General features: G+C 66.3%; 20 protein-coding genes. 14 read left to right on the top strand and 6 right to left on the bottom strand.

Features of this window, described 5'->3' with window-relative positions:
• Positions 1-1,590 carry an apolipoprotein N-acyltransferase gene (gene lnt, locus RS86_RS15370; protein WP_235281795.1) on the top strand — a complete coding sequence of 530 codons (1,590 nt, stop codon included), beginning with the start codon at positions 1-3 and terminating at the stop codon, positions 1,588-1,590.
• Here the strand turns inward: lnt and RS86_RS20835 are convergent.
• The 4 genes from RS86_RS20835 to RS86_RS15350 all read right to left on the bottom strand — a co-directional run bounded on the left by RS86_RS20835 (position 1,587) and on the right by RS86_RS15350 (position 4,403).
• Complete coding sequence (locus tag RS86_RS20835; protein ID WP_045273129.1) at positions 1,587-1,970, bottom strand: RNA polymerase-binding protein RbpA; 384 nt, start codon at positions 1,968-1,970, stop codon at positions 1,587-1,589. The two genes, lnt and RS86_RS20835, sit on opposite strands and share 4 nt — an antisense overlap.
• Before the next feature lie 154 nt (positions 1,971-2,124).
• Positions 2,125-2,838, bottom strand: coding sequence for a glycerophosphodiester phosphodiesterase family protein (locus RS86_RS15360; RefSeq protein ID WP_327037105.1), 714 nt, complete (start codon positions 2,836-2,838; stop codon positions 2,125-2,127).
• A gap of 56 nt (positions 2,839-2,894) precedes the next feature.
• Complete coding sequence (locus RS86_RS15355) at positions 2,895-3,905, bottom strand: SPFH domain-containing protein (RefSeq protein ID WP_045273127.1); 1,011 nt, start codon at positions 3,903-3,905, stop codon at positions 2,895-2,897.
• A gap of 21 nt (positions 3,906-3,926) precedes the next feature.
• A complete protein-coding gene (locus tag RS86_RS15350) occupies positions 3,927-4,403 on the bottom strand; it encodes an NfeD family protein (protein WP_045273126.1) in 477 nt (158 codons plus the stop codon).
• Positions 4,404-4,538: 135 nt separating this feature from the next.
• Here RS86_RS15350 and RS86_RS15345 point away from each other — a divergent pair, with 135 nt between their 5' ends.
• Positions 4,539-5,303, top strand: coding sequence for an SDR family oxidoreductase (locus RS86_RS15345; RefSeq protein ID WP_045273125.1), 765 nt, complete (start codon positions 4,539-4,541; stop codon positions 5,301-5,303).
• 76 nt (positions 5,304-5,379) lie between these two features.
• On the opposite strand, the gene RS86_RS15340 is transcribed toward RS86_RS15345, so the two are convergent.
• Positions 5,380-5,964, bottom strand: a complete 585-nt coding sequence (locus RS86_RS15340) for an HdeD family acid-resistance protein (RefSeq protein ID WP_045273124.1) — start codon at positions 5,962-5,964, stop codon at positions 5,380-5,382.
• A 122-nt stretch (positions 5,965-6,086) separates the two neighbouring features.
• On the opposite strand from RS86_RS15340, the gene RS86_RS15335 reads away from it, so the two are divergent.
• The 8 genes from RS86_RS15335 (at position 6,087) to RS86_RS15310 (ending at position 13,454) form a co-directional block, all read left to right on the top strand.
• Entirely contained in the window at positions 6,087-6,524 is a 438-nt protein-coding gene (locus tag RS86_RS15335) for a helix-turn-helix transcriptional regulator (RefSeq protein WP_045273123.1), read from the top strand.
• 10 nt (positions 6,525-6,534) lie between these two features.
• Positions 6,535-6,945, top strand: a complete 411-nt coding sequence (locus RS86_RS15330) for a VOC family protein (RefSeq protein ID WP_045273312.1) — start codon at positions 6,535-6,537, stop codon at positions 6,943-6,945.
• 84 nt (positions 6,946-7,029) lie between these two features.
• A complete protein-coding gene (locus RS86_RS15325) occupies positions 7,030-9,390 on the top strand; it encodes an ATP-binding cassette domain-containing protein (protein ID WP_045273122.1) in 2,361 nt (786 codons plus the stop codon).
• A gap of 10 nt (positions 9,391-9,400) precedes the next feature.
• The gene (locus tag RS86_RS15320; RefSeq protein ID WP_045273121.1) at positions 9,401-10,219 is read left to right on the top strand and encodes a TrmH family RNA methyltransferase; all 819 of its coding nucleotides are present in this window, start codon (positions 9,401-9,403) and stop codon (positions 10,217-10,219) included.
• A 1,053-nt stretch (positions 10,220-11,272) separates the two neighbouring features.
• Positions 11,273-11,467 (top strand): hypothetical protein, encoded by a 195-nt coding sequence (locus RS86_RS20465; protein ID WP_152642201.1) that lies wholly within the window; start codon positions 11,273-11,275, stop codon positions 11,465-11,467.
• An 11-nt stretch (positions 11,468-11,478) separates the two neighbouring features.
• On the top strand, positions 11,479-12,144 hold the full coding sequence (locus RS86_RS20460) for a hypothetical protein (protein WP_152642200.1): 666 nt from the start codon (positions 11,479-11,481) through the stop codon (positions 12,142-12,144).
• Positions 12,145-12,399: 255 nt separating this feature from the next.
• Positions 12,400-12,768, top strand: coding sequence for a hypothetical protein (locus RS86_RS15315; protein ID WP_160299699.1), 369 nt, complete (start codon positions 12,400-12,402; stop codon positions 12,766-12,768).
• Positions 12,769-13,226: 458 nt separating this feature from the next.
• Positions 13,227-13,454, top strand: a complete 228-nt coding sequence (locus RS86_RS15310) for a DUF4190 domain-containing protein (protein WP_160299698.1) — start codon at positions 13,227-13,229, stop codon at positions 13,452-13,454.
• Positions 13,455-13,851: 397 nt separating this feature from the next.
• On the opposite strand, the gene RS86_RS20455 is transcribed toward RS86_RS15310, so the two are convergent.
• Complete coding sequence (locus RS86_RS20455; protein ID WP_152642197.1) at positions 13,852-14,400, bottom strand: hypothetical protein; 549 nt, start codon at positions 14,398-14,400, stop codon at positions 13,852-13,854.
• A gap of 257 nt (positions 14,401-14,657) precedes the next feature.
• Here RS86_RS20455 and RS86_RS15305 point away from each other — a divergent pair, with 257 nt between their 5' ends.
• The 4 genes from RS86_RS15305 to RS86_RS15290 all read left to right on the top strand — a co-directional run bounded on the left by RS86_RS15305 (position 14,658) and on the right by RS86_RS15290 (position 17,667).
• Complete coding sequence (locus RS86_RS15305; RefSeq protein ID WP_152642196.1) at positions 14,658-15,362, top strand: hypothetical protein; 705 nt, start codon at positions 14,658-14,660, stop codon at positions 15,360-15,362.
• On the top strand, positions 15,359-15,931 hold the full coding sequence (locus RS86_RS15300; RefSeq protein WP_045273117.1) for an RNA polymerase sigma factor: 573 nt from the start codon (positions 15,359-15,361) through the stop codon (positions 15,929-15,931). The genes RS86_RS15305 and RS86_RS15300 overlap by 4 nt, the downstream gene beginning before the upstream one ends.
• Positions 15,932-16,020: 89 nt before the next feature.
• Entirely contained in the window at positions 16,021-16,494 is a 474-nt protein-coding gene (locus RS86_RS15295) for a hypothetical protein (protein WP_045273116.1), read from the top strand.
• A gap of 150 nt (positions 16,495-16,644) precedes the next feature.
• Positions 16,645-17,667, top strand: a complete 1,023-nt coding sequence (locus RS86_RS15290; RefSeq protein WP_045273115.1) for an alpha/beta hydrolase — start codon at positions 16,645-16,647, stop codon at positions 17,665-17,667.
• The last annotated feature ends 84 nt before the right edge of the window (positions 17,668-17,751 follow it).

Genomic DNA, 17,751 nt, shown 5'->3' with positions numbered 1-17,751 from the left:
GTGACGACCCGCCTGACCGCGCCCGTCGATGCCGGAGCCACGCCCTCAGCGATCGGGCCCCTGCTGCCGCTGTGGGCGGCCCTGATCGCGGCGGCTGCCGCGGGGGTTCTGCTGAATCTCGCGTTCCCGGCGCTCTCGCTCTGGCTCCTGGCGTTCCCCGCCGTGGCATTGCTGCTCATCTCGCTGATCGGCCGCCGCACCTGGTCCGCACTGCTGGTGGGCTTCGTGTACGGCGCCGTGTTCTTCCTGGTCCTCGTCTCCTGGACGGCGCGCTATCTGGGCCCGATCCCGTGGCTCGCCCTCGGACTGCTCGAGGGCGCGCTGACCGCGATCGCGCTGATCCCTGTGACGCTCGCGTACCGGTGGATCCCCCGGATCATGCGGCCTGGGCCGGCCCGCTCGCTCCTGCTCTCTGTCGTCGTCGCCGCGCTGTGGGTCGGCCGGGAGCTGTTCGTGGGCAACTGGCCGTACGGCGGATTCCCGTGGGCGCGCATCGCCTACACGCTGTCCGACACCTCGGCGGCGCGCGTGACGAGCTGGATCGGCATCAGCGGACTCGGTTTCGTGATGGTCCTCCTCGTCGCGGTCCTCGTCGAGGTCGTCCGCGCGCGACGTCGCCCGCGCGCCGGCGCGCTCCTCGTGCCCGCGGCGCTCGTCGCGCTGCTCGCCTTCCTGCCCGCGTTCCCGACGACGGCGAACGGCTCGATGCGCATCGGAGCCGTGCAGGGCAACGGCCCGACCGGATACTTCGACAATCGCGAACCGTTGTCGGTGCTGAACGCACAGGCGGCGGCCACAGAGCCCCTGTACGGCAAGCGCATGGATCTGCTGGTCTGGCCGGAAGGCGGCCTGGACGACGATCCGTTCCAGTACCCGGTGCTGGCCGACGCGCTCGACGGGATCTCCGCTCGTGTGAACGCCCCGATCCTGGCCAACGCGGCCACGCAGAAGGGGAAGCTATTCTACAACACGTCGTTCCTGTGGCCCGCCGACAACCACCGTCCGCTGGCGCGGGAGGACGTGCAGACGCACGCCAAGCGGCACCCGGTGCCGTTCGGCGAGTACGTGCCGGACCGCGCGTTCTACAACGCGATCGTGCCCGATCTCATCGGCCTGATCGGGCGGGAGTACACCCCGGGCTCAGATGCCCCGGTCGTCCGCGTCGGGGATACCCCGGTGGGACTCGCGATCTGCTTCGACGTGATCTATGACGACCTCATCGCGGAGGGCATCGGATCCGGCGCCCAGGTGCTGGTCTTCCAGACCAACAATGCCGACTTCCGCGGCACCGAGGAGAACCTGCAGCAGCTCGGGATCGCACGCATGCGCGCCGTGGAGACCGGGCGTTCGGTCGTGAACATCTCGACCGTCGGCACCAGCCAGGTGATCCGGGCCGACGGGTCGACGCAGGCGTCCCTGAACGAGGATCGCCCCGGTGCGCTGCTCGAGGATGTCGAGCTGCACACCGGGGCGACCGCGGGTGTTCTCATCGGGCCCTGGTTGGAGCAGATCCTGCTGTGGGGCGGGCTGCTCCTCGTCGCGTTCGCGGGTGTATCCGCGCGAGTACGACGAAGCCGGTCAGGAGCTTAGGCGCCGATCCGCTCGCGCGTCGGGTCCTCACCGGCACCGCGACGGGCGCGGATGAAGGCGAGACGCTCCTCCAGGAGCTCCTCGAGCTCGGCGCGGGTTCGGCGCTCCAGAAGCATGTCCCAGTGGGTGCGTCCGGCCTTGTCTCCGTCCTCCGCGATCTCGACGGACTTGCCGTCGACTTGGAGGCGGGCGTCGGCGCCGCACGCGCGGCACTCCCAGGTGGTCGGCGGCTCGGCGTCGGCCGCGAACATCAGGGTGGTCACGTGGCCGCAGGAGTCGCAGGTGTATGCGCTCTGCTGGCGTTCCATGAAGACGACGCCCTCTTCGCTCTGAAGGCTCTGGGCGCCGAGTCGGATTCCTCTAAGGCTGCGATCTGCCATTGTGTGGTCCTCTCGTCGCCCTCAGGTATATCGGCCCGGCCTGTGCAGAAGATGCGAAGGGGGCAAACCATGAAGTCTTTCACAGTCGATACCCAGCCCGCAGCCGCTGTGCGAGCTGATCGGGACGGGATCCTCTGGCGGGTGAGACCGGATGTCAGTGCGGCGCCAGCGTCCGGATGGCGAGGTCCGCCCGGTCCGTGACGACGCCGTCTGCGCCGGCGGCGACCAGCGCACGCATGCGCTCCGGGTCGTTCACCGTCCACACGTGCACCTCGACGCCGGAGTCGTGTGCGGCGCGGACGAGGGACGGGGCGAAGACGCGCAGGGGACCGAATCGCTCCGGGATCTGCACGGCGTCGAGCCCCTGCAGGATCCTCCGCGTCCAGCTGCGCAGCCGGAGTGCGGAAGCCAGCCGCAGCATCGCGATCGCGTTCCTTCCCCCGGAGGAGGCGGGCAGCACATCCGCGTCGGCCCTCACGGCGGCCGCCAGCGAAGCATGCCGGTTGCGATCGTCGAAGCTTGTGAGGAGCACCCTATGACCGTGCGGGGCGACGGCGCGCCCCACATCCTCGGCGGCCGCCCGCGCCTTCACATCGACGTTGAACCGCAGCCGGGGGAACGCGTCGAGCGCCTCCGCGAGGGTGAGCAGTCCGCCGTGCGCGGCGAACAGCCTGGCAAGTTCGGCCGTCGTCACCTCGGCGACCGGTCGGGGATCGCCCAGCAGGCGCTGCAGGGTCTCGTCGTGGAAGAGCACGGCGTCGCCGTCGGCGGTCGCCCTGCAATCGGTCTCCACGTATTCCGCGCCCGCCGCGTCCGCGGCCGCGATGGAGAGCGCGGAGTTGTCGAACACAGACGAGTCCTCGCCCACCAGACCGCGGTGAGCGAGGACTCGCGGCGCCGAAGCGCCCTGGAAATACGGGTGCGTCACGCGACGCCGTCGGAGGCGGTCGCGGGAGGAACCGCAGCGGTCGACGCGGCCGCACGCGTGGTCGGTACCGAGGGCGTCGAAGGCGCCTTCGGGCTGAACGGCGTGGATCCGCCGGATCCCGGCGAGAACGCGCCGCCGAAGTTCTTCAGCGCCTCCGTGAACTCGCTCGGGATGATCCAGAGCTTGCTGGATGCGCTCTCGCTGATCTTCGGCAGCATCTGCAGGTACTGGTAGGCGAGAAGCTTCTCGTCCGGCTGGCCCTGGTGGATGGCGTTGAAGACGTTCTGGATCGCCTCCGCCTCACCCTGGGCGCGAAGCACCGCAGCCTGCTTCTCACCCTCGGCGCGGAGGATCTCCGCCTGTCGCTGGCCCTCGGCCTCGAGGATCTGCGACTGCTTCGTGCCCTCCGCGGTCAGGATCGCCGCGCGACGGTCACGCTCAGCGCGCATCTGCTTCTCCATCGAATCCTGGATGGACACGGGCGGGTCGATGGCCTTGAGCTCCACGCGTCCGACGCGGATGCCCCACTTGCCCGTTGCCTCGTCCAGCACAACACGCAGCTGCCCGTTGATGTTGTCGCGGCTGGTCAGTGCCTCTTCGAGGTTCAGACCGCCGACGACGTTGCGGAGCGTGGTCGTGGTGAGCTGCTCGACGGCGCCGAGGTAGTTCGCGATCTCATAGGTCGCGGCCCTGGCGTCGGTCACCTGGAAGTAGACGACCGTGTCGATCGAGACCACCAGGTTGTCCTCGGTGATCACGGGCTGCGGGGGGAACGAGACGACCTGCTCGCGCATGTCGATGAGCGGGCGCAGACGGTCGACGAACGGAACGAGCAGGTTCAGACCCGGCATCAGGGTCTTGTGGTACCTGCCGAGTCGCTCGACGACGCCGGCGGTCGCCTGCGGGATGATCCTGATCGATCGCGCGATCGTCACCAGCACGAAGATGATGACGGCGATCGCCAGGATCCACCCGATGGCGGTGGGGATGAAGGATGCGCTGTCCATGAAGGGCTGCTCCTGTTTCTCCTAGACGTGGGCGGAACGGACGTATGCGGTGGCGCCTTCGATGCGCGACACGGTCACAGGGGCGCCGGGGGAGAGGGGCGCGATGACGGGCGCGTCGGAGGCGAGACGGGCGGTCCAGGTCTCACCGTTGCTGAGCTTGACCTGGCCGGTGAGCGCAGTGACCTCGAGCAGCACGGTGCCGTGCAGGCCGAGCAGCGCGTCGACGTTCGACCGCGTCTGATCTTCTCCGCGGTGAAGGCGCCTCAGCAGCGGAGGCCGCAGCACGAAGATGAGCAGCACGGCGGCGAGGGCGGCGATGATCACCTGCACCCAGACGGGCCATCCCGTGAGCGTGGAGAGCAGGCCGACCGCGGAACCGAGGCCGAGCATCAGGAACGTCATGTCGAGCGTGAAGATCTCGATGACGAAGAACAGGACCATGAGGACCAGCCAGCCGATCCACGCCCAGTCCTGGAACATCTGCAGGATCGTATCCATACCGCCCCCTCTTTTTGCCAACCTATCACGCGGCCTGTGCGCCGCCTCCGCGTCACGCGCCGCGGAATCACGCGGATTGGTAGGGTGATCTGGTCCCACCCGCGCGCCGCGTGCGCACCCTCTCGAGGAGTCTCCGTGTCTCAGATCCTTCCCGCCGAATCACTGACCGGCAAGGTCGCCCTCGTCACCGGATCCTCCCGCGGGATCGGAGCCGACACGATCCGGTACTTCGCCGAGGCCGGCGCCGATGTCGTCATCAACTTCCGCAACAAGGCCCCTCGCGCCGAGAAGCTCGCGAACGAGGTGCGTGCGCTTGGTCGCCGTGCGCTCGTGGTCGGCGCCGATCTGACGGATCCGGCGTCGGTGGCCGAGATGTTCGACGCGGTGAAGGCGGAGTTCGGCGGCCTGGACGTCCTGGTGCTCAACGCCTCCGGCGGCATGGAGTCGAACATGGGTGAGGACTATGCCCTGCGCCTCAACCGCGACGCCCAGGTCAGCGTGCTGCAGACGGCGCTCCCGCTGCTGCGCGAGGGCGGCCGCATCGTGTTCGTCACGAGCCACCAGGCCCACTTCATCCGCACCACGCCGACCATGCCGGAGTACGAGCCTGTCGCGCTCTCCAAGCGTGCGGGCGAGGACGCCCTGCGCGAACTGATCCCATCGATCGAGGAGCAGGGCGTCGAGTTCGTCGTCGTCTCCGGCGACATGATCGAGGGCACCATCACTGCCACGCTGCTGGAGCGGGCCAACCCCGGCGCGATCTCGCAGCGTCGTGAGTCGGCAGGTCGGCTGTACAACGTCGCGGAGTTCGCGGCCGAGGTGGCGCAGGCCGCTGTCGAGCCCGTTCCGGCGGACCACACGCGGCTCATCGGCGACGTGAGCGGATTCGTCGGGGAGTAGCGCCCCCCGAAGACACGGGAAAGCGGTCCGGAGCCTGAGCTCCGGGCCGCTTTCTCGTGTGCGGCGTGCGCTCGGGTCAGAGGCCGGCGGCCGTGGCTGCGGCCTTCGCGTCCTTGCCGATCGTGATCGCGCGGATGATCTGCGCGATGCCGAGCACGACGAGGGAGATCGCGAGGAACAGCCAGAAGAACGGCACGGCGGCGAGGCCGAGGCTGATCACGGCGATGCCGGCGATGATGCTGAGCAGCGCGTACAGCAGCGTCCACGTCTTCGAGCCGTCGTTGCCCATGAGGGTGAGCGAGACGACGCCGTCGAAGATCCAGCTCACGCCGATGAAGATCACGGTCACGAGGGCGAACGCGATCGCGGCGGTCTGGATGTTCGTGAAGGCGATGACGCCGGCGACGATGTACAGCACGCCGAGCAGGATGTGAGCCAGACGGGCCCATCCGGACTTCCCGGCGCTGAAGATGCCGAGTCCGACATACACGACGCCGGCGACGATCAGATAGGCGGCGATGATGCCGGTGAGGACGAAGGCGGTCTTGACCGGCCACACCAGCATGACGAGGCCCGCGATGAGGGCGATGACACCCGAGACGGCGAGGAACACTCGAAGCGACTTCACGAGGCTCTTCGCTCCGGCAACTGCTTCGGACATGAGGATGGCCCTTTCTGAGTAATCCCTGGGAGTTGGGGATGCCCTCACTGTACAGCGGCGGCAGCGCGAGCGTTCGGAACGGCGAGCGCCCGTGTCCTGGTCCCTCGTGCGAGGATCGGGGGATGAGCTCGGCCGCCGATGACGATCGCCTGCGCGATCTCGCGGCACTCCGGAAGGTGCGCGATCGGATCGATCGCGAGTACGCGCAACCGCTCGATGTCGAGGCGCTGGCGGCGGGCGTGCACATGTCCGCCGGGCACCTCAGCCGGCAGTTCAAGCTCGTGTACGGCGAACCTCCGTATTCCTATCTGATGACGCGCAGGATCGAGCGCGCGATGGCCCTGCTGCGCAGGGGGGACGTCTCCGTGACGGAGGCGTGCTTCGCCGTGGGCTTCCAGTCGCTGGGCACGTTCAGCACGCGCTTCTCGGAGCTCGTCGGCGTCTCACCGAGCCGGTATCGCGCCGATCCCGGGTTGGGTCCCGGCATCCCGTCGTGGATCGAGAAGCAGGCGACGAGACCGATCAGGAATCGAGAAGCCCCGCAGGAGCCTCCGGCGTAGCGTGAGCCGCATGGACATCATGATCAACGCCAGCTTCCTTCCGCACACCGACGCGGAGGAGTCGCTCCGCTTCTATCGCGATGTGCTCGGATGGGAGCTCCGCAAGGACGTCGGCTACCAGCAGATGCGGTGGCTCACGGTCGGGCCGGTGAATCAGCCCGACACCTCCATCGTGCTCACGCCGCCCGCAGTGGATCCCGGCATCAACGACGATGAGCGGCGCACGATTCTGGAGCTCATGGCGAAGGGCAGCTTCGGCGGCGTGGTGCTCGCCACCGAGAACGTGGATGCCGCGTTCGCCGAGATCGAGGCACGCGGCGCAGACGTCGTGCAGGAGCCGATCGACCAGCCCTACGGGATCCGCGACTGCGCGTTCCGCGATCCGGCGGGCAACATGATCCGTCTGCAGCAGGTCGCCTGACCCGTCCGCGGTGCCCGCCGGTGCGTCGGCGGGCACCGCTATTCTTTTGTCCCGCACCCTTCCGCCCGCACGATACGGAGCAGCATGCCGATCACCGAGTCGCATATCGCCGACACTCACGATGCGATCCGGGTGCAGGGCGCCCGGGAGAACAACCTCAAAGACGTCTCGATCGAGCTGCCCAAGCGCCGGCTGACGGTGTTCACCGGCGTTTCCGGATCCGGCAAGAGCTCGCTCGTGTTCGACACCATCGCGGCCGAATCGCGGCGCATGATCGACGAGACCTACAGCGCGTTCGTGCAGGGCTTCATGCCGTCGGTTCCGCGCCCCGACGTCGACGTGCTCGAGGGGCTCACCACGGCGATCCTCGTGGATCAGGAGCGCCTCGGGGCGAACCCGCGCTCGACGGTCGGCACCGTGACGGATGCCAATGCGATGCTGCGGATCCTGTTCTCCAAGCTCGGCGCCCCCTACATCGGCGGACCGACCGCGTTCTCCTTCAACATCCCCACCCAGAAGGCCAGCGGCGTGATGACCGGCCCCGGTGGTGAGAAGAAGATCGTGAAGGACGCCATCTACCTGGGCGGCATGTGCCCGCGGTGCGAGGGCAGGGGAGCGGTGTCGGATCTGGATCTCACGCAGATCGTCGACGAGACGAAGTCCCTGAACGACGGCGCGATCATGGTGCCCGGATACACCGCCGATGGCTGGATGGTGCGCCAGTTCGCTGAGTCGGGCTTCTATCCGGGCGACAAGCCGATCGTGGCGTTCACGGAGAAGCAGCGTCAGCTCTTCCTGTACGGCGAGGTCACCAAGGTCAAGATCAACGGGATCAACATCACCTACGAGGGGCTGATCCCGAAGATCACGAAGTCCATGCTGTCCAAGGACATCGAGGCTCTGCAGCCGCACATCCGCGCTTTCGTCGAGCGCGTCGCGACGTTCGCGATCTGCCCCGAGTGCGACGGCACGCGGCTCACCGAGGGCGCACGCTCCTCGAAGATCGCGGGCGTGAGCATCGCGGACGCCTGCCGCATGCAGGTCACGGACCTCGCTGCCTGGGTGCGCGGGCTCGACCTGCCCGGCGCGGGTCCGCTGCTCGAGGCGCTGCGCGCCAACCTCGAGGCATTCGTCACGCTGGGGCTCGGATATCTCTCGCTCGAGCGCCCGAGCGGCACCCTGAGCGGGGGAGAGGCGCAGCGGATCAAGATGCTCCGGCACCTCGGGTCCTCGCTCACCGACGTGACCTATGTGTTCGACGAGCCCACGATCGGCTTGCACCCGCACGACATCCAGCGCATGAACGGCCTGCTCGAGCAGCTGCGCGACAAGGGCAACACCGTGCTGGTCGTCGAGCACAAGCCGGAGACCATCGCGATCGCGGACCACGTCGTCGACCTCGGGCCCGGAGCAGGTAGCGCCGGCGGTGAGATCTGCTACGAGGGCACGGTCGAGGGGCTGCGTGCCAGCGGGACCCTCACCGGTCGTCACCTCGACGATCGCGCCACCCTCAAGCCCGAGGTGCGCGAACGCACCGGGGCGATCGAGGTGCGCGGGGCCACGACGAACAACCTGCAGGGTGTCGACGTCGACGTGCCGCTGGGCGTCCTGACCGTGGTCACCGGGGTCGCCGGATCCGGAAAGAGCTCCCTGATCCACGGTTCCGTCGCCAAGGGTGAGGGCGTCGTCTCGATCGACCAGACCGCCATCAAGGGGTCGCGCCGCAGCAATCCGGCGACGTACACGGGACTTCTGGAGCCGATCCGCAAGGCGTTCGCGAAGGCGAACGGAGTGAAGCCGGCGCTGTTCAGCGCCAACTCCGAGGGCGCCTGCCCGACCTGCAAGGGCGCGGGCGTCATCGTCACCGAACTCGGTTTCATGGACACCGTCGAGAGTCCCTGCGAGGATTGCGGTGGAAAGCGCTTTCAGGCTGCGGTGCTCGAGTACAAACTCGCGGGGAAGGACATCACCGAGGTGCTCGACATGCCTGTCGCCCAGGCGCACGGGTTCTTCCGCGGGGGAGAGGCGAAGATCCCGGCCGCGGTCGCGATCCTGAGCCGTCTCGAAGATGTCGGGCTCGGATACCTGTCGCTCGGCCAGCCGCTGTCCACGCTGTCCGGCGGGGAGCGTCAGCGCATCAAGCTCGCTACGCAGATGGCCGACGGCGCGGCGACCTACGTGCTGGATGAGCCGACCACGGGGCTGCACCTCGCCGACGTGCAGAACCTGCTGGGCCTGCTCGACCGACTCGTCGACGCCGGCAGGTCGGTGATCGTGATCGAGCACCATCAGGCCGTCATGGCGCACGCCGACTGGATCATCGATGTCGGGCCCGGTGCCGGCCACGACGGCGGGCGCATCGTCTACGAAGGCACGCCTGCCGATCTGGTCGCGGCCAAGTCCACGGTCACGGGGGAGCACCTCGCCGCCTACGTGGGGGCGTGAAGGGGAGACAATGGCAGACCTTCGGATCTCTACGCGCAATTCGCGGTTCCAGCTGCTCGAGGCACTGACGCGCAACCGCAACCACCGCTTGCGCGAGCGTCGCTTCGTCGTGCAGGGCGTGCGTCCGATCTCGCAAGCGATCGAGCACGGCTGGACGATCCTCACCGTGATCCACGACGCAGAGCGGTCGCTGTCGCCCTGGGCTCGTGAGGTGCTCCAGCAGGCCCCGGAGACGATCGCGATGAGCCCCGCGCTGCTCGCCGAGCTCGCGGACAAGGATGAGGGCGCCACCGAGATCATCGCCGTGGTGGCGATGCCCGACGACGAGCTGTCGCGGATCCCGGTGCCGCAAGACTTCCTGGGGATGGTCTTCGACCGACCGACGCAGCCCGGCAACATCGGATCGATCCTGCGCTCGATGGATGCACTCGGCGGGCACGGCCTTATCGTCTCCGGACACGCGGCGGATCCGTATGATCCGAAGTCAGTGCGCGCCTCGACCGGCTCACTGTTCGCCACGCCTGTCATCAGGACGGCTTCGGGAGGCCCGGTCTTCGACTGGGTGCACCAGGTGCGCGCACAGGGGACGCCGCTCACGCTGGTCGCGACAGACGAGCACGGCGACGTGGACGTGTGGGACTACGACTTCACTCAGCCCTCGCTGGTGCTGATCGGCAACGAGACGACAGGGTTGGCGCGCGGCTGGCGCGACGCGGCAGATGTGATGGTCCGGGTGCCGATGAGCGGGTCGGCGAGTTCGCTGAACGCCTCGAACGCGGCCACGCTCATGCTCTACGAGGCTGCACGGCAGCGGGCCACCTCGGCGTGACCGACGGCGCGCGATAACGGAGAGGGCTACATTATGTCAGCACTCCCGTTCTGGCGTCCGCCTGGAGTACCTCCTAGGGAGGAGTCCATCCGGGCGACGACGCGATCTCGGTCTTCGGCATGAGCTAGCGGGCGTGGTTCTGCCAGGTCGTCATCCAGGCGTCTCTGGGGCGAGAACTCGAACAGCTGAACTTCATCTGGCGTCTTGTTGTCGGCGCATCATCTTCGTAGGCGTGCACTGCGACACGGTTCTCTGGAAGCGCCCACAGCGGGCAGCACAGCGTGATCTGCATAGTTCGCTGGAGCCTGCGCAACCCGGACGGTATCGCTGATAATCGACATTATGTCAGTTCAGGGGTGGCCTATCCCGGTAGGTGCGAATACGACACTCGGTGCGACTCCCCTTGTGTGGTCCGGAAGCAGGTCGGCTTGGAGGGGGCCGAGTGGCGGTCGATGGCTGTGATGCTCTCCGCAGGCGTTTCCGGGATTCTCGCTGAACTGGTGTTTCCGGGCACGACTTGCGGGGTTATGGCGGGCGCAAACAGTTTGCGCGGAACCTTTGGAGTACCTGACCGAGATCCAGGCCACGTGAGCGCTCTCACTCACCGGCCGACGCGACCACTATCTGCCCGGGCGATGCCAGCCCCGTCCAGGGGCCAGATCAGGCGCCTTCCGCGTAGTCTGAGCCCGTGGCTGAGGGCTGGCGGTTGACCGGGCAGGAGTCTTACCTTGCTCGCCGAGCTCTTCGTTTTGCCTGTTGGACCCCATATCGCCCGGGCTGGGATCACGACCACTGCGACTTCTGCTGGACGGAGATCTCAGACGGCTCGAGCGGCCAGGCTCACTTCACCGAGGCATAGCTCACGGCCGACGACGAGTACACCTGGGTCTGCCGCAAGTGCTTCGACGATTTCCAGGAGCGATTCGGCTGGGTCGTGGCGGATCCATCGGCTATTTCCTCCTCAGAGGTCACTGCCTCCCCAGACTGGAATAGACCGGCCGACTCCCGAATGAGCTCGACGTTCGATCGTGAATGGCTCAAACGAGGTGACTCATGAGCCCGGAATGGCTTTACGCGCTCGCTTGCTACCGTGCCGGTCTCGCAGACCGTCGTGCGCTTGTTGCTCCGTCCTGGTCATGGTTCACCAGCGCGACCGATGCGGAGAGCGCGCAGTTGCTGCAGCTCATTGACCTTTCCGGAGACAAGGCAGCCCGGCAGATGCTGCTGCGCAAACATTGGATCGCTTGAATGGAATGGCAATGACGAAACCCGCTGGCACCCAAACCGGCATTTCGGACCCTGCCGAGAAGACACGTCGACGCAACGCACGCAGTCTTGTCGCCGTCCATGCTCTCGCGTTCATTGCGCTAATGCTTGGGTTCCTCCTGAGGGTCAACTATGTAGAGAAGGAGGGCGTGCATCTTGACTGGATGGCTCTCCTCATCGCGGCCGCAGGAACTGTCGTCCTGATCGTCGGCCTCGCCCTCATAGTCGCGTCGCGTCGTCGCGCCGCAGGATGGCGAGGGGTCGCTGAGGCTGGGATCTCCGGCGCGACAGTCATCGGTTATTCGAGCCGGATCGAATCGCCGCCGTTCCTCACGCAGGAGGTGCCCGGTCCCCGTGGACGTGGCCTAGAGGTGGCGATCACGGCGGACTCCGAAGGGATTCATGTGCGAGCGCTGCTACGAGGCGGTCTGACTGATTTCGGGCTCATCCCCTGGTCTCGTATCAAGATGATCGGGCCCGCAACGAAAAGCGTGGGTGTCGGTCTCCAACTCAAGAGCGGTGTGCTTCATATCGATCTGAACGAGCCGACGCCGCCATACGCCAATCAACTCGAGTTCTTCCCGACCCGCGGGACGGCAACCGATGCTGCATCGCTACTCACACAGTACGGTCCGAGAAGCTCGCAACCCACTGACTAAACTGGCTAGCCAGGTGCCATCCGAGCGTTGGATTCCTCATCCGGTAAACGCGCGTGAACTTCCCGTGAGAAGACCACTTGCTTGAACCCAGCAATGGGCGCTTAAAGTGAGCACATGACAGCGGAGCGAACAAGGATCCCTTCACACATTCTGGCCACTGCGGGAGCCGTTCTTGTGCTCCTGGGGATCTCGGGTTGCTCGGCAGGAACCGCCCAATCGGACGCGACGCCCTCTGTGAAGTCGTCCTCCAAAGACATGACCCCCTCCCCCGATCGGACGGCGCCTGCCGCGGCGACCGACAAGGTGACCTGCGACACCTACTCGGACATGCTGACGATTCTGCACAACACCGACTATTCCTTCTACCACAATGCGATCGGCCCTCAGGAGCGGACCGGCTGGTACGACCTTGCCTTTCGCGTCATTGGACGAGCACCATCCGTCGGTGACGGGCCGGTTGCCACGGCATTGGCGGCGCTGAAGCAAGTCCATCCCCCGATGAGCACTTCCGCGTCGACGCAGGATCCCACGAGTGTCGCCTGGGGCAAGGCGTCGCTGGCACTGGCCGCTGCGTGCGAGGCCGAAGGCCATCAGGCCGGGGCCACCGGGTTCGTCGGAGGCTAACCCCGACACGCAACCGATATGGGTCCCGCAAGACCCGTGCGGGCCTCCACGCGCGGGAGTACGCCGCTGTCGAATACGCCCCCAATGCGCTAGAAGTCGACTCCGCCCTCACCGTCGGCTTTCATCGGGATGCCGAAGAGCGTGTGGACCTGCTCGACCGTTCTGCCCACGGGTGACGGGCAAGTGCCGAGACGCGGTCGCGTAATGAATCCCGCGCGATGGCATCTCTGTTAGTGACACCTCGATGCGCGGCACAGACCCCTGCGGCGCGTCACGTCGCGGCGAAGGGCGTCCTCTGCCGCCCCTCCCCCCGAGCAATGTGAGCCCATGAACCCGCTTGCCCCGTCCTCCCCGCTGCCTGCGCGCGCGATGGCGGTGTGACGATGGAGATCCGTCCTCGGACCGCGAGATCAGTGCCCCTCACGGATCCGCTTTTCGCATCTGCCCGAATGAACTCCTTGGCCACCATTTCGCTGATCAGCGGGTTCCTCGGCATCGTATGCCTGGTCCCCCTGCTCGGCTCAGTCGTCGCGCTCATCGCTGGGCACGCAGCGCGGAGGCAGATCGAGGTGCATCGGGAACGCGGTCGGGAGCGGGCGGACCTCGGAATCATGCTCGGGTGGGTGGGGCTCGTCGTCGTGATCGCCGCCTCCATCGCCGCCATCATCATCGTCGTCTTGTCATGACCCACGTCCACGCGCAGCCGAACAGCATGAACAGAGAAGTCCGCGTAGCGCTTCACCCTCGCGCCCTAGAGCGTTTCCGTAACCGCAACGGCAAGTCCGTATCGAGAGTTCTGTTCGACGTCGGAATGAATGCGATGGACTTCCGCGCATGCCTCCATGAAGGCTTCACCCTGAACGACGTCGCACGTCTGGCCGACGCGCTGGGCACGACGCCCCGCGAGCTCACAACCGCGAGCACCGTGCAGGCCACTGCCGACCAGCTCCGACGAACTCCTGTCACCCGAGAGGGAGCCCGCTAACGCTAGCTGCTATCGCGGACGATCTGTGCGGCGCGATCGTCACTTTGCGGACTACTAGGACACGGGGTTACCCATCAGAGGATGACCTGTTCTCGCAGTCACCAGGCCGTGCCGCCGCGATAGTCGGTGAGAACTGCTTCAAGGGAAAGTCGCTTCGCTTCCCCGCTCCCCCACGGTGCCGCCCAGGAAGGGCATGGGACATCATGAAGCCGGACCGCGCGCGAACGCTCGATCACCATTTCACCGCATCCGTATACCTGTACCGACAGGCTGACGAACGACACTGATGTCGAGACGTCTTGGTAGATCCAAAACGTGAACCGGGTCGCTTGCCCTGTGCCTGAGGTGCCGAGTACGACCGCGGTACCGACACCGGGTGTGTATGGCGCCGGTGAAGCCGAGGGAGGAAGGTCAGGATCGGACAGCATTGGCACGCCCATCCTCGATATCGCATCCGCAGTCAGCTGCGCTCCGATGCTGTCTGAAGAGATCGAATCGGCGAGACCCTTCGCCAGATGATCGACCCCTATCGAGACGCTCTTCTCCGCTTCCCTGCGCGCATCGCCAGCGACATCCCCGCCGGCGCACCCCGACAGCAGGATCGCCGTGGCGGCCACGGCAAGCCCGGATCGGATGGACTTCTTCACCAATGCAACCTACTCCCGACTCCAGACGCTTCTCAGTCAGTCACGCCCGAATCCAGGCGGCACGTGGCGAGGTTCGGACTGCGCGAGGTCTGCATAGAGCATGGCTGCCTCTCCCCCCAACCATCTCGATATCGAACATGCTGGGCGTGAAGATCCGTGTCGTCGGCACATCGCTTTTGAGCTGAATCGAGGTTGCAATGGACGATCGGGCATCAACCGGACAGGTACGTAGTAGAAGCGATCCATTGGAGAGAGCGATGCCTGACGAACCACTCACCGAAAAGCTCGACCGTTCCGCACCTGTCACCCCATCCATCGATTCTGCTTGGTTCGCCGAGACGATCGCGGTCATGTCCCGGGAAGCACGGGCCGAGGCAACGGCAAGGCGGCGTACGCGCGCAATGCGCTGGGCGGCCGGGGCGGGTCTGGCGGTGCTGTTCACCGGCGGTGCGAGCGCGGCGATGGCCAGCGGTTTGTTCACCTGGACTGGGTGGGCCGCCAAACCCGACATCGCCTATTCGTTCACGTTGCCCAGCGGCCGGCAATGCGAGGAGCACATTCTGATCAACGAGACCACAACGGCAGGCGACCGAATTCAGACGGCGTCTGCAGCTGGGGCGGCACTGAAGGCCTGGGCGACGTCGGCCGATTTCACCAAGCTCGTGGATGTGCCGGCCCAGCTTGCAGCATTGAATCCTGCGGACGGGCTGCCCAAAGCTGCTGAGGCAAAGGGAACAGTGATTCCCGATCCGAATGGCCCCGACGCGCTCATGGTGGTGCTGAAGAGCAGCGGCGGGCTCGACGTGGTGCCGAAGACGACGGCCGGCCCCACCGCCGACGACCTCTACGCGGTCGCGGTAGACACGGGGCTGCAGGATGTGCTCAACGCGCACGCCGTCGCGGTCGGTGCATCCACGGACTGGTCGACCAATCTGCAAATGCAGTGCCAGCCAGCATCATGAACGAACCCGACAGGCTCACAGCAGCACTGAATGCGTCCGGATCGGACCTTTTGGCTTACTTCCTCCGCCGCGTCGAGAGGGACGACGCGGCGGACCTGCTGGGCGAGACCATGGTCACCGCTTGGCGGCGAGTCGCTGACCTACCCGTCGAAGCCGAGTCCGCCCGGATGTGGCTGTTCGGCGTCGCGCGCGGTGTGCTGCGCAACTACGCCCGCGGGAAGCGGCGGCAGTGGGCCCTCGCGGACCGTCTGCGCGATCGTCTCCACCAGGAAGCCCTCCCGCCCGCAGATCAGGGAGTGGACGTGCGCGACGCCATCGAGCGTCTTCCGTCCGATCTTACGGAGATCATCCGGCTGGTGCACTGGGAACAACTCTCCCTGGTCGAATGCAGCACCCTGCTCGGCATCCCCGCGTCCACCGCCCGCGGGCGCTACCAACGCGCTCGCCAACAACTGCGCGTCTTGCTCGATCCGCAAACGCCCGGAACTCTTGCCCGCGACGACCGACGGTCCACCGACAACAGCACTCCGAGCGAACTACTCGCAAGACAGAAAGGATCCGGGCGTTGATCGACCCGGTTGTGCGACGCGCGCAGATAGACTCTCCCCCTTCAAAGCAACGAGAGTCGCGAGATATCAGATCAGGGAGTCCGGACATCATGTTCCATGAGACCAGCGTCGGGCCACGCTGGATGGTCTACCTCGGCGCAGCTGTCCTAGCGTTCCTTGCTGCGATTACCGCGATCGCGGTCCCCGCCATCGTCGCCAAGCCCGATGCCCCGAATCCCTGGATCGTATGGCTCCTTCCGGTCGCCTTCCTCCTGATCCTGGCGGCCGGAGTGCTCTTCTTCATACGACGCATCACGCTCACCGTCTCGGACACCCACATCACCGCGCACCTCGTGCCATTCCGCGTCATGCACATCCCCCTCACCGAAGTACGTCAGGTCGAGACCACGACGGCCACCATCGGCGACGCCGGCGGGCTCGGGTGGCGACTGGCAGGCTCGGCCCAGTTCCTTCTGTGGTCCCCCGGCCCAGCCGTGTGCGTGACCCTCACCGACGGGCGGACAAGAGTCCTCCGAACAGACCACGCGCCGGAGCTCACCCGCGTCATCACCCACTCCTCATAGAAGCGGGTGCAACCGCTGGTGAACACCCGCCATCCAGTCACACCCTGATGAGACCCGTTCGGAAAGATGGTTCTGCGGGACCATCTTTTGTGACCGGCGCCGGTACCCGCGCCCGATCCGCCGTGAGGACGCCCACCATACGTTGAACATATGAATACCCGCACCGCCGGATCCGGTCATCCCATCGCTCCGAACGATCCCCACGACACCCCGCCGAAGCGGAAGCTGCGCCGCGGAAGGACGTTCCTGAAAGTCATCGCGTTCTCGATCGCGGGCCTCGTAGCCATCGTCGGTGTCACGCTCGCCGCCACCTCCATCACCAACGCGGTCGCCACGTCGGCGGAGGCCGAGGAGATCGAGCCGTATGGGCAGAAGGTCGACGTCGACGGCAAGAAGATGAATGTCGTCGTCAGCGGACAGGGCGAGCAGACCATCGTGTTGCTGCCCGGCTTCGGCACGGCGTCGCCGGCACTCGACTTCGGTCCCCTCACCGAGAAGCTCGGCGCGAACTACCGCACAGTTGTCGTGGAGCCGTTCGGCTACGGCCTCAGTGATCAGACCGACCGGCCACGCACCTCCGCGAACATCGTCTCCGAGGTACACGATGCTCTCGGCCAGCTTGGCATCCGCCGCTACGCGTTGATGGGCCACTCCATTGCGGGCATCTACGGCCTCGAGTACGCCAACACCTACCCCGATGAGGTTTCCGCGTTCGTCGGCATCGACAGCAGCGTGCCCACGCAGCCAGGAATGGACGACGAACTGCCGATCGGTGCAATGCAGGCCATGAAGTCGCTCGGGTTGATGCGCGTGCTGACCGATCTCGGGGGCGATCCCTATGCCGGTACGCCGTTCAGTGAGGACGCGAAGAAGCAGATGAAGATCCTGTCGATGCAGAACAGCCTCAGCGCCACGTATGTCGACGAGACGGAGCACTTCTCGCAGAACTTTCACGACGCGCAGCGGCTGGCATTCAGCCGAGATCTCCCTGTGCTCCTGTTCGTGCAGGACGACAACACGGATGTGAAAGGTTGGATGACCTTGCACGAGGAGCAGGCGGCGAGTGTCGACCGCGGCGAGGTCGTGCCGCTGCCCGGCGAGCACTACCTGCACCACACCCTGTCAGCGGAGATCGCTCAGGGAACCCAGCGATTCCTGAGCGAGTCCCGCTGATCCGACCTGTCCGGCCGCGCTCCCCTGCGTCGACGCCCCCTCCGAGTATCCGCACCCCCTCTGAGACGCGTCTCTGCGAGGGGG

Source organism: Microbacterium azadirachtae (assembly GCF_000956505.1).
GTDB classification, from domain to species: domain Bacteria; phylum Actinomycetota; class Actinomycetes; order Actinomycetales; family Microbacteriaceae; genus Microbacterium; species Microbacterium azadirachtae_A.
Note: the sequence above shows the minus strand (reverse complement) of the source record. Positions and strands in the feature narration are given on the sequence as shown.

Coding starts and splice junctions, on each gene's coding strand:
- RS86_RS20835 (WP_045273129.1), bottom strand. CDS start 1,970: ATGGCAGATCGCAGCCTTAGAGGAATCCGACTCGGCGCCCAGAGCCTT.
- RS86_RS15355 (WP_045273127.1), bottom strand. CDS start 3,905: ATGGACAGCGCATCCTTCATCCCCACCGCCATCGGGTGGATCCTGGCG.
- RS86_RS15350 (WP_045273126.1), bottom strand. CDS start 4,403: ATGGATACGATCCTGCAGATGTTCCAGGACTGGGCGTGGATCGGCTGG.
- RS86_RS15340 (WP_045273124.1), bottom strand. CDS start 5,964: ATGTCCGAAGCAGTTGCCGGAGCGAAGAGCCTCGTGAAGTCGCTTCGA.
- RS86_RS15335 (WP_045273123.1), top strand. CDS start 6,087: ATGAGCTCGGCCGCCGATGACGATCGCCTGCGCGATCTCGCGGCACTC.
- RS86_RS15330 (WP_045273312.1), top strand. CDS start 6,535: ATGGACATCATGATCAACGCCAGCTTCCTTCCGCACACCGACGCGGAG.
- RS86_RS15325 (WP_045273122.1), top strand. CDS start 7,030: ATGCCGATCACCGAGTCGCATATCGCCGACACTCACGATGCGATCCGG.
- RS86_RS15320 (WP_045273121.1), top strand. CDS start 9,401: ATGGCAGACCTTCGGATCTCTACGCGCAATTCGCGGTTCCAGCTGCTC.
- RS86_RS20465 (WP_152642201.1), top strand. CDS start 11,273: ATGAGCCCGGAATGGCTTTACGCGCTCGCTTGCTACCGTGCCGGTCTC.
- RS86_RS20460 (WP_152642200.1), top strand. CDS start 11,479: ATGACGAAACCCGCTGGCACCCAAACCGGCATTTCGGACCCTGCCGAG.
- RS86_RS15315 (WP_160299699.1), top strand. CDS start 12,400: ATGACCCCCTCCCCCGATCGGACGGCGCCTGCCGCGGCGACCGACAAG.
- RS86_RS15305 (WP_152642196.1), top strand. CDS start 14,658: ATGCCTGACGAACCACTCACCGAAAAGCTCGACCGTTCCGCACCTGTC.
- RS86_RS15300 (WP_045273117.1), top strand. CDS start 15,359: ATGAACGAACCCGACAGGCTCACAGCAGCACTGAATGCGTCCGGATCG.
- RS86_RS15295 (WP_045273116.1), top strand. CDS start 16,021: ATGTTCCATGAGACCAGCGTCGGGCCACGCTGGATGGTCTACCTCGGC.
- RS86_RS15290 (WP_045273115.1), top strand. CDS start 16,645: ATGAATACCCGCACCGCCGGATCCGGTCATCCCATCGCTCCGAACGAT.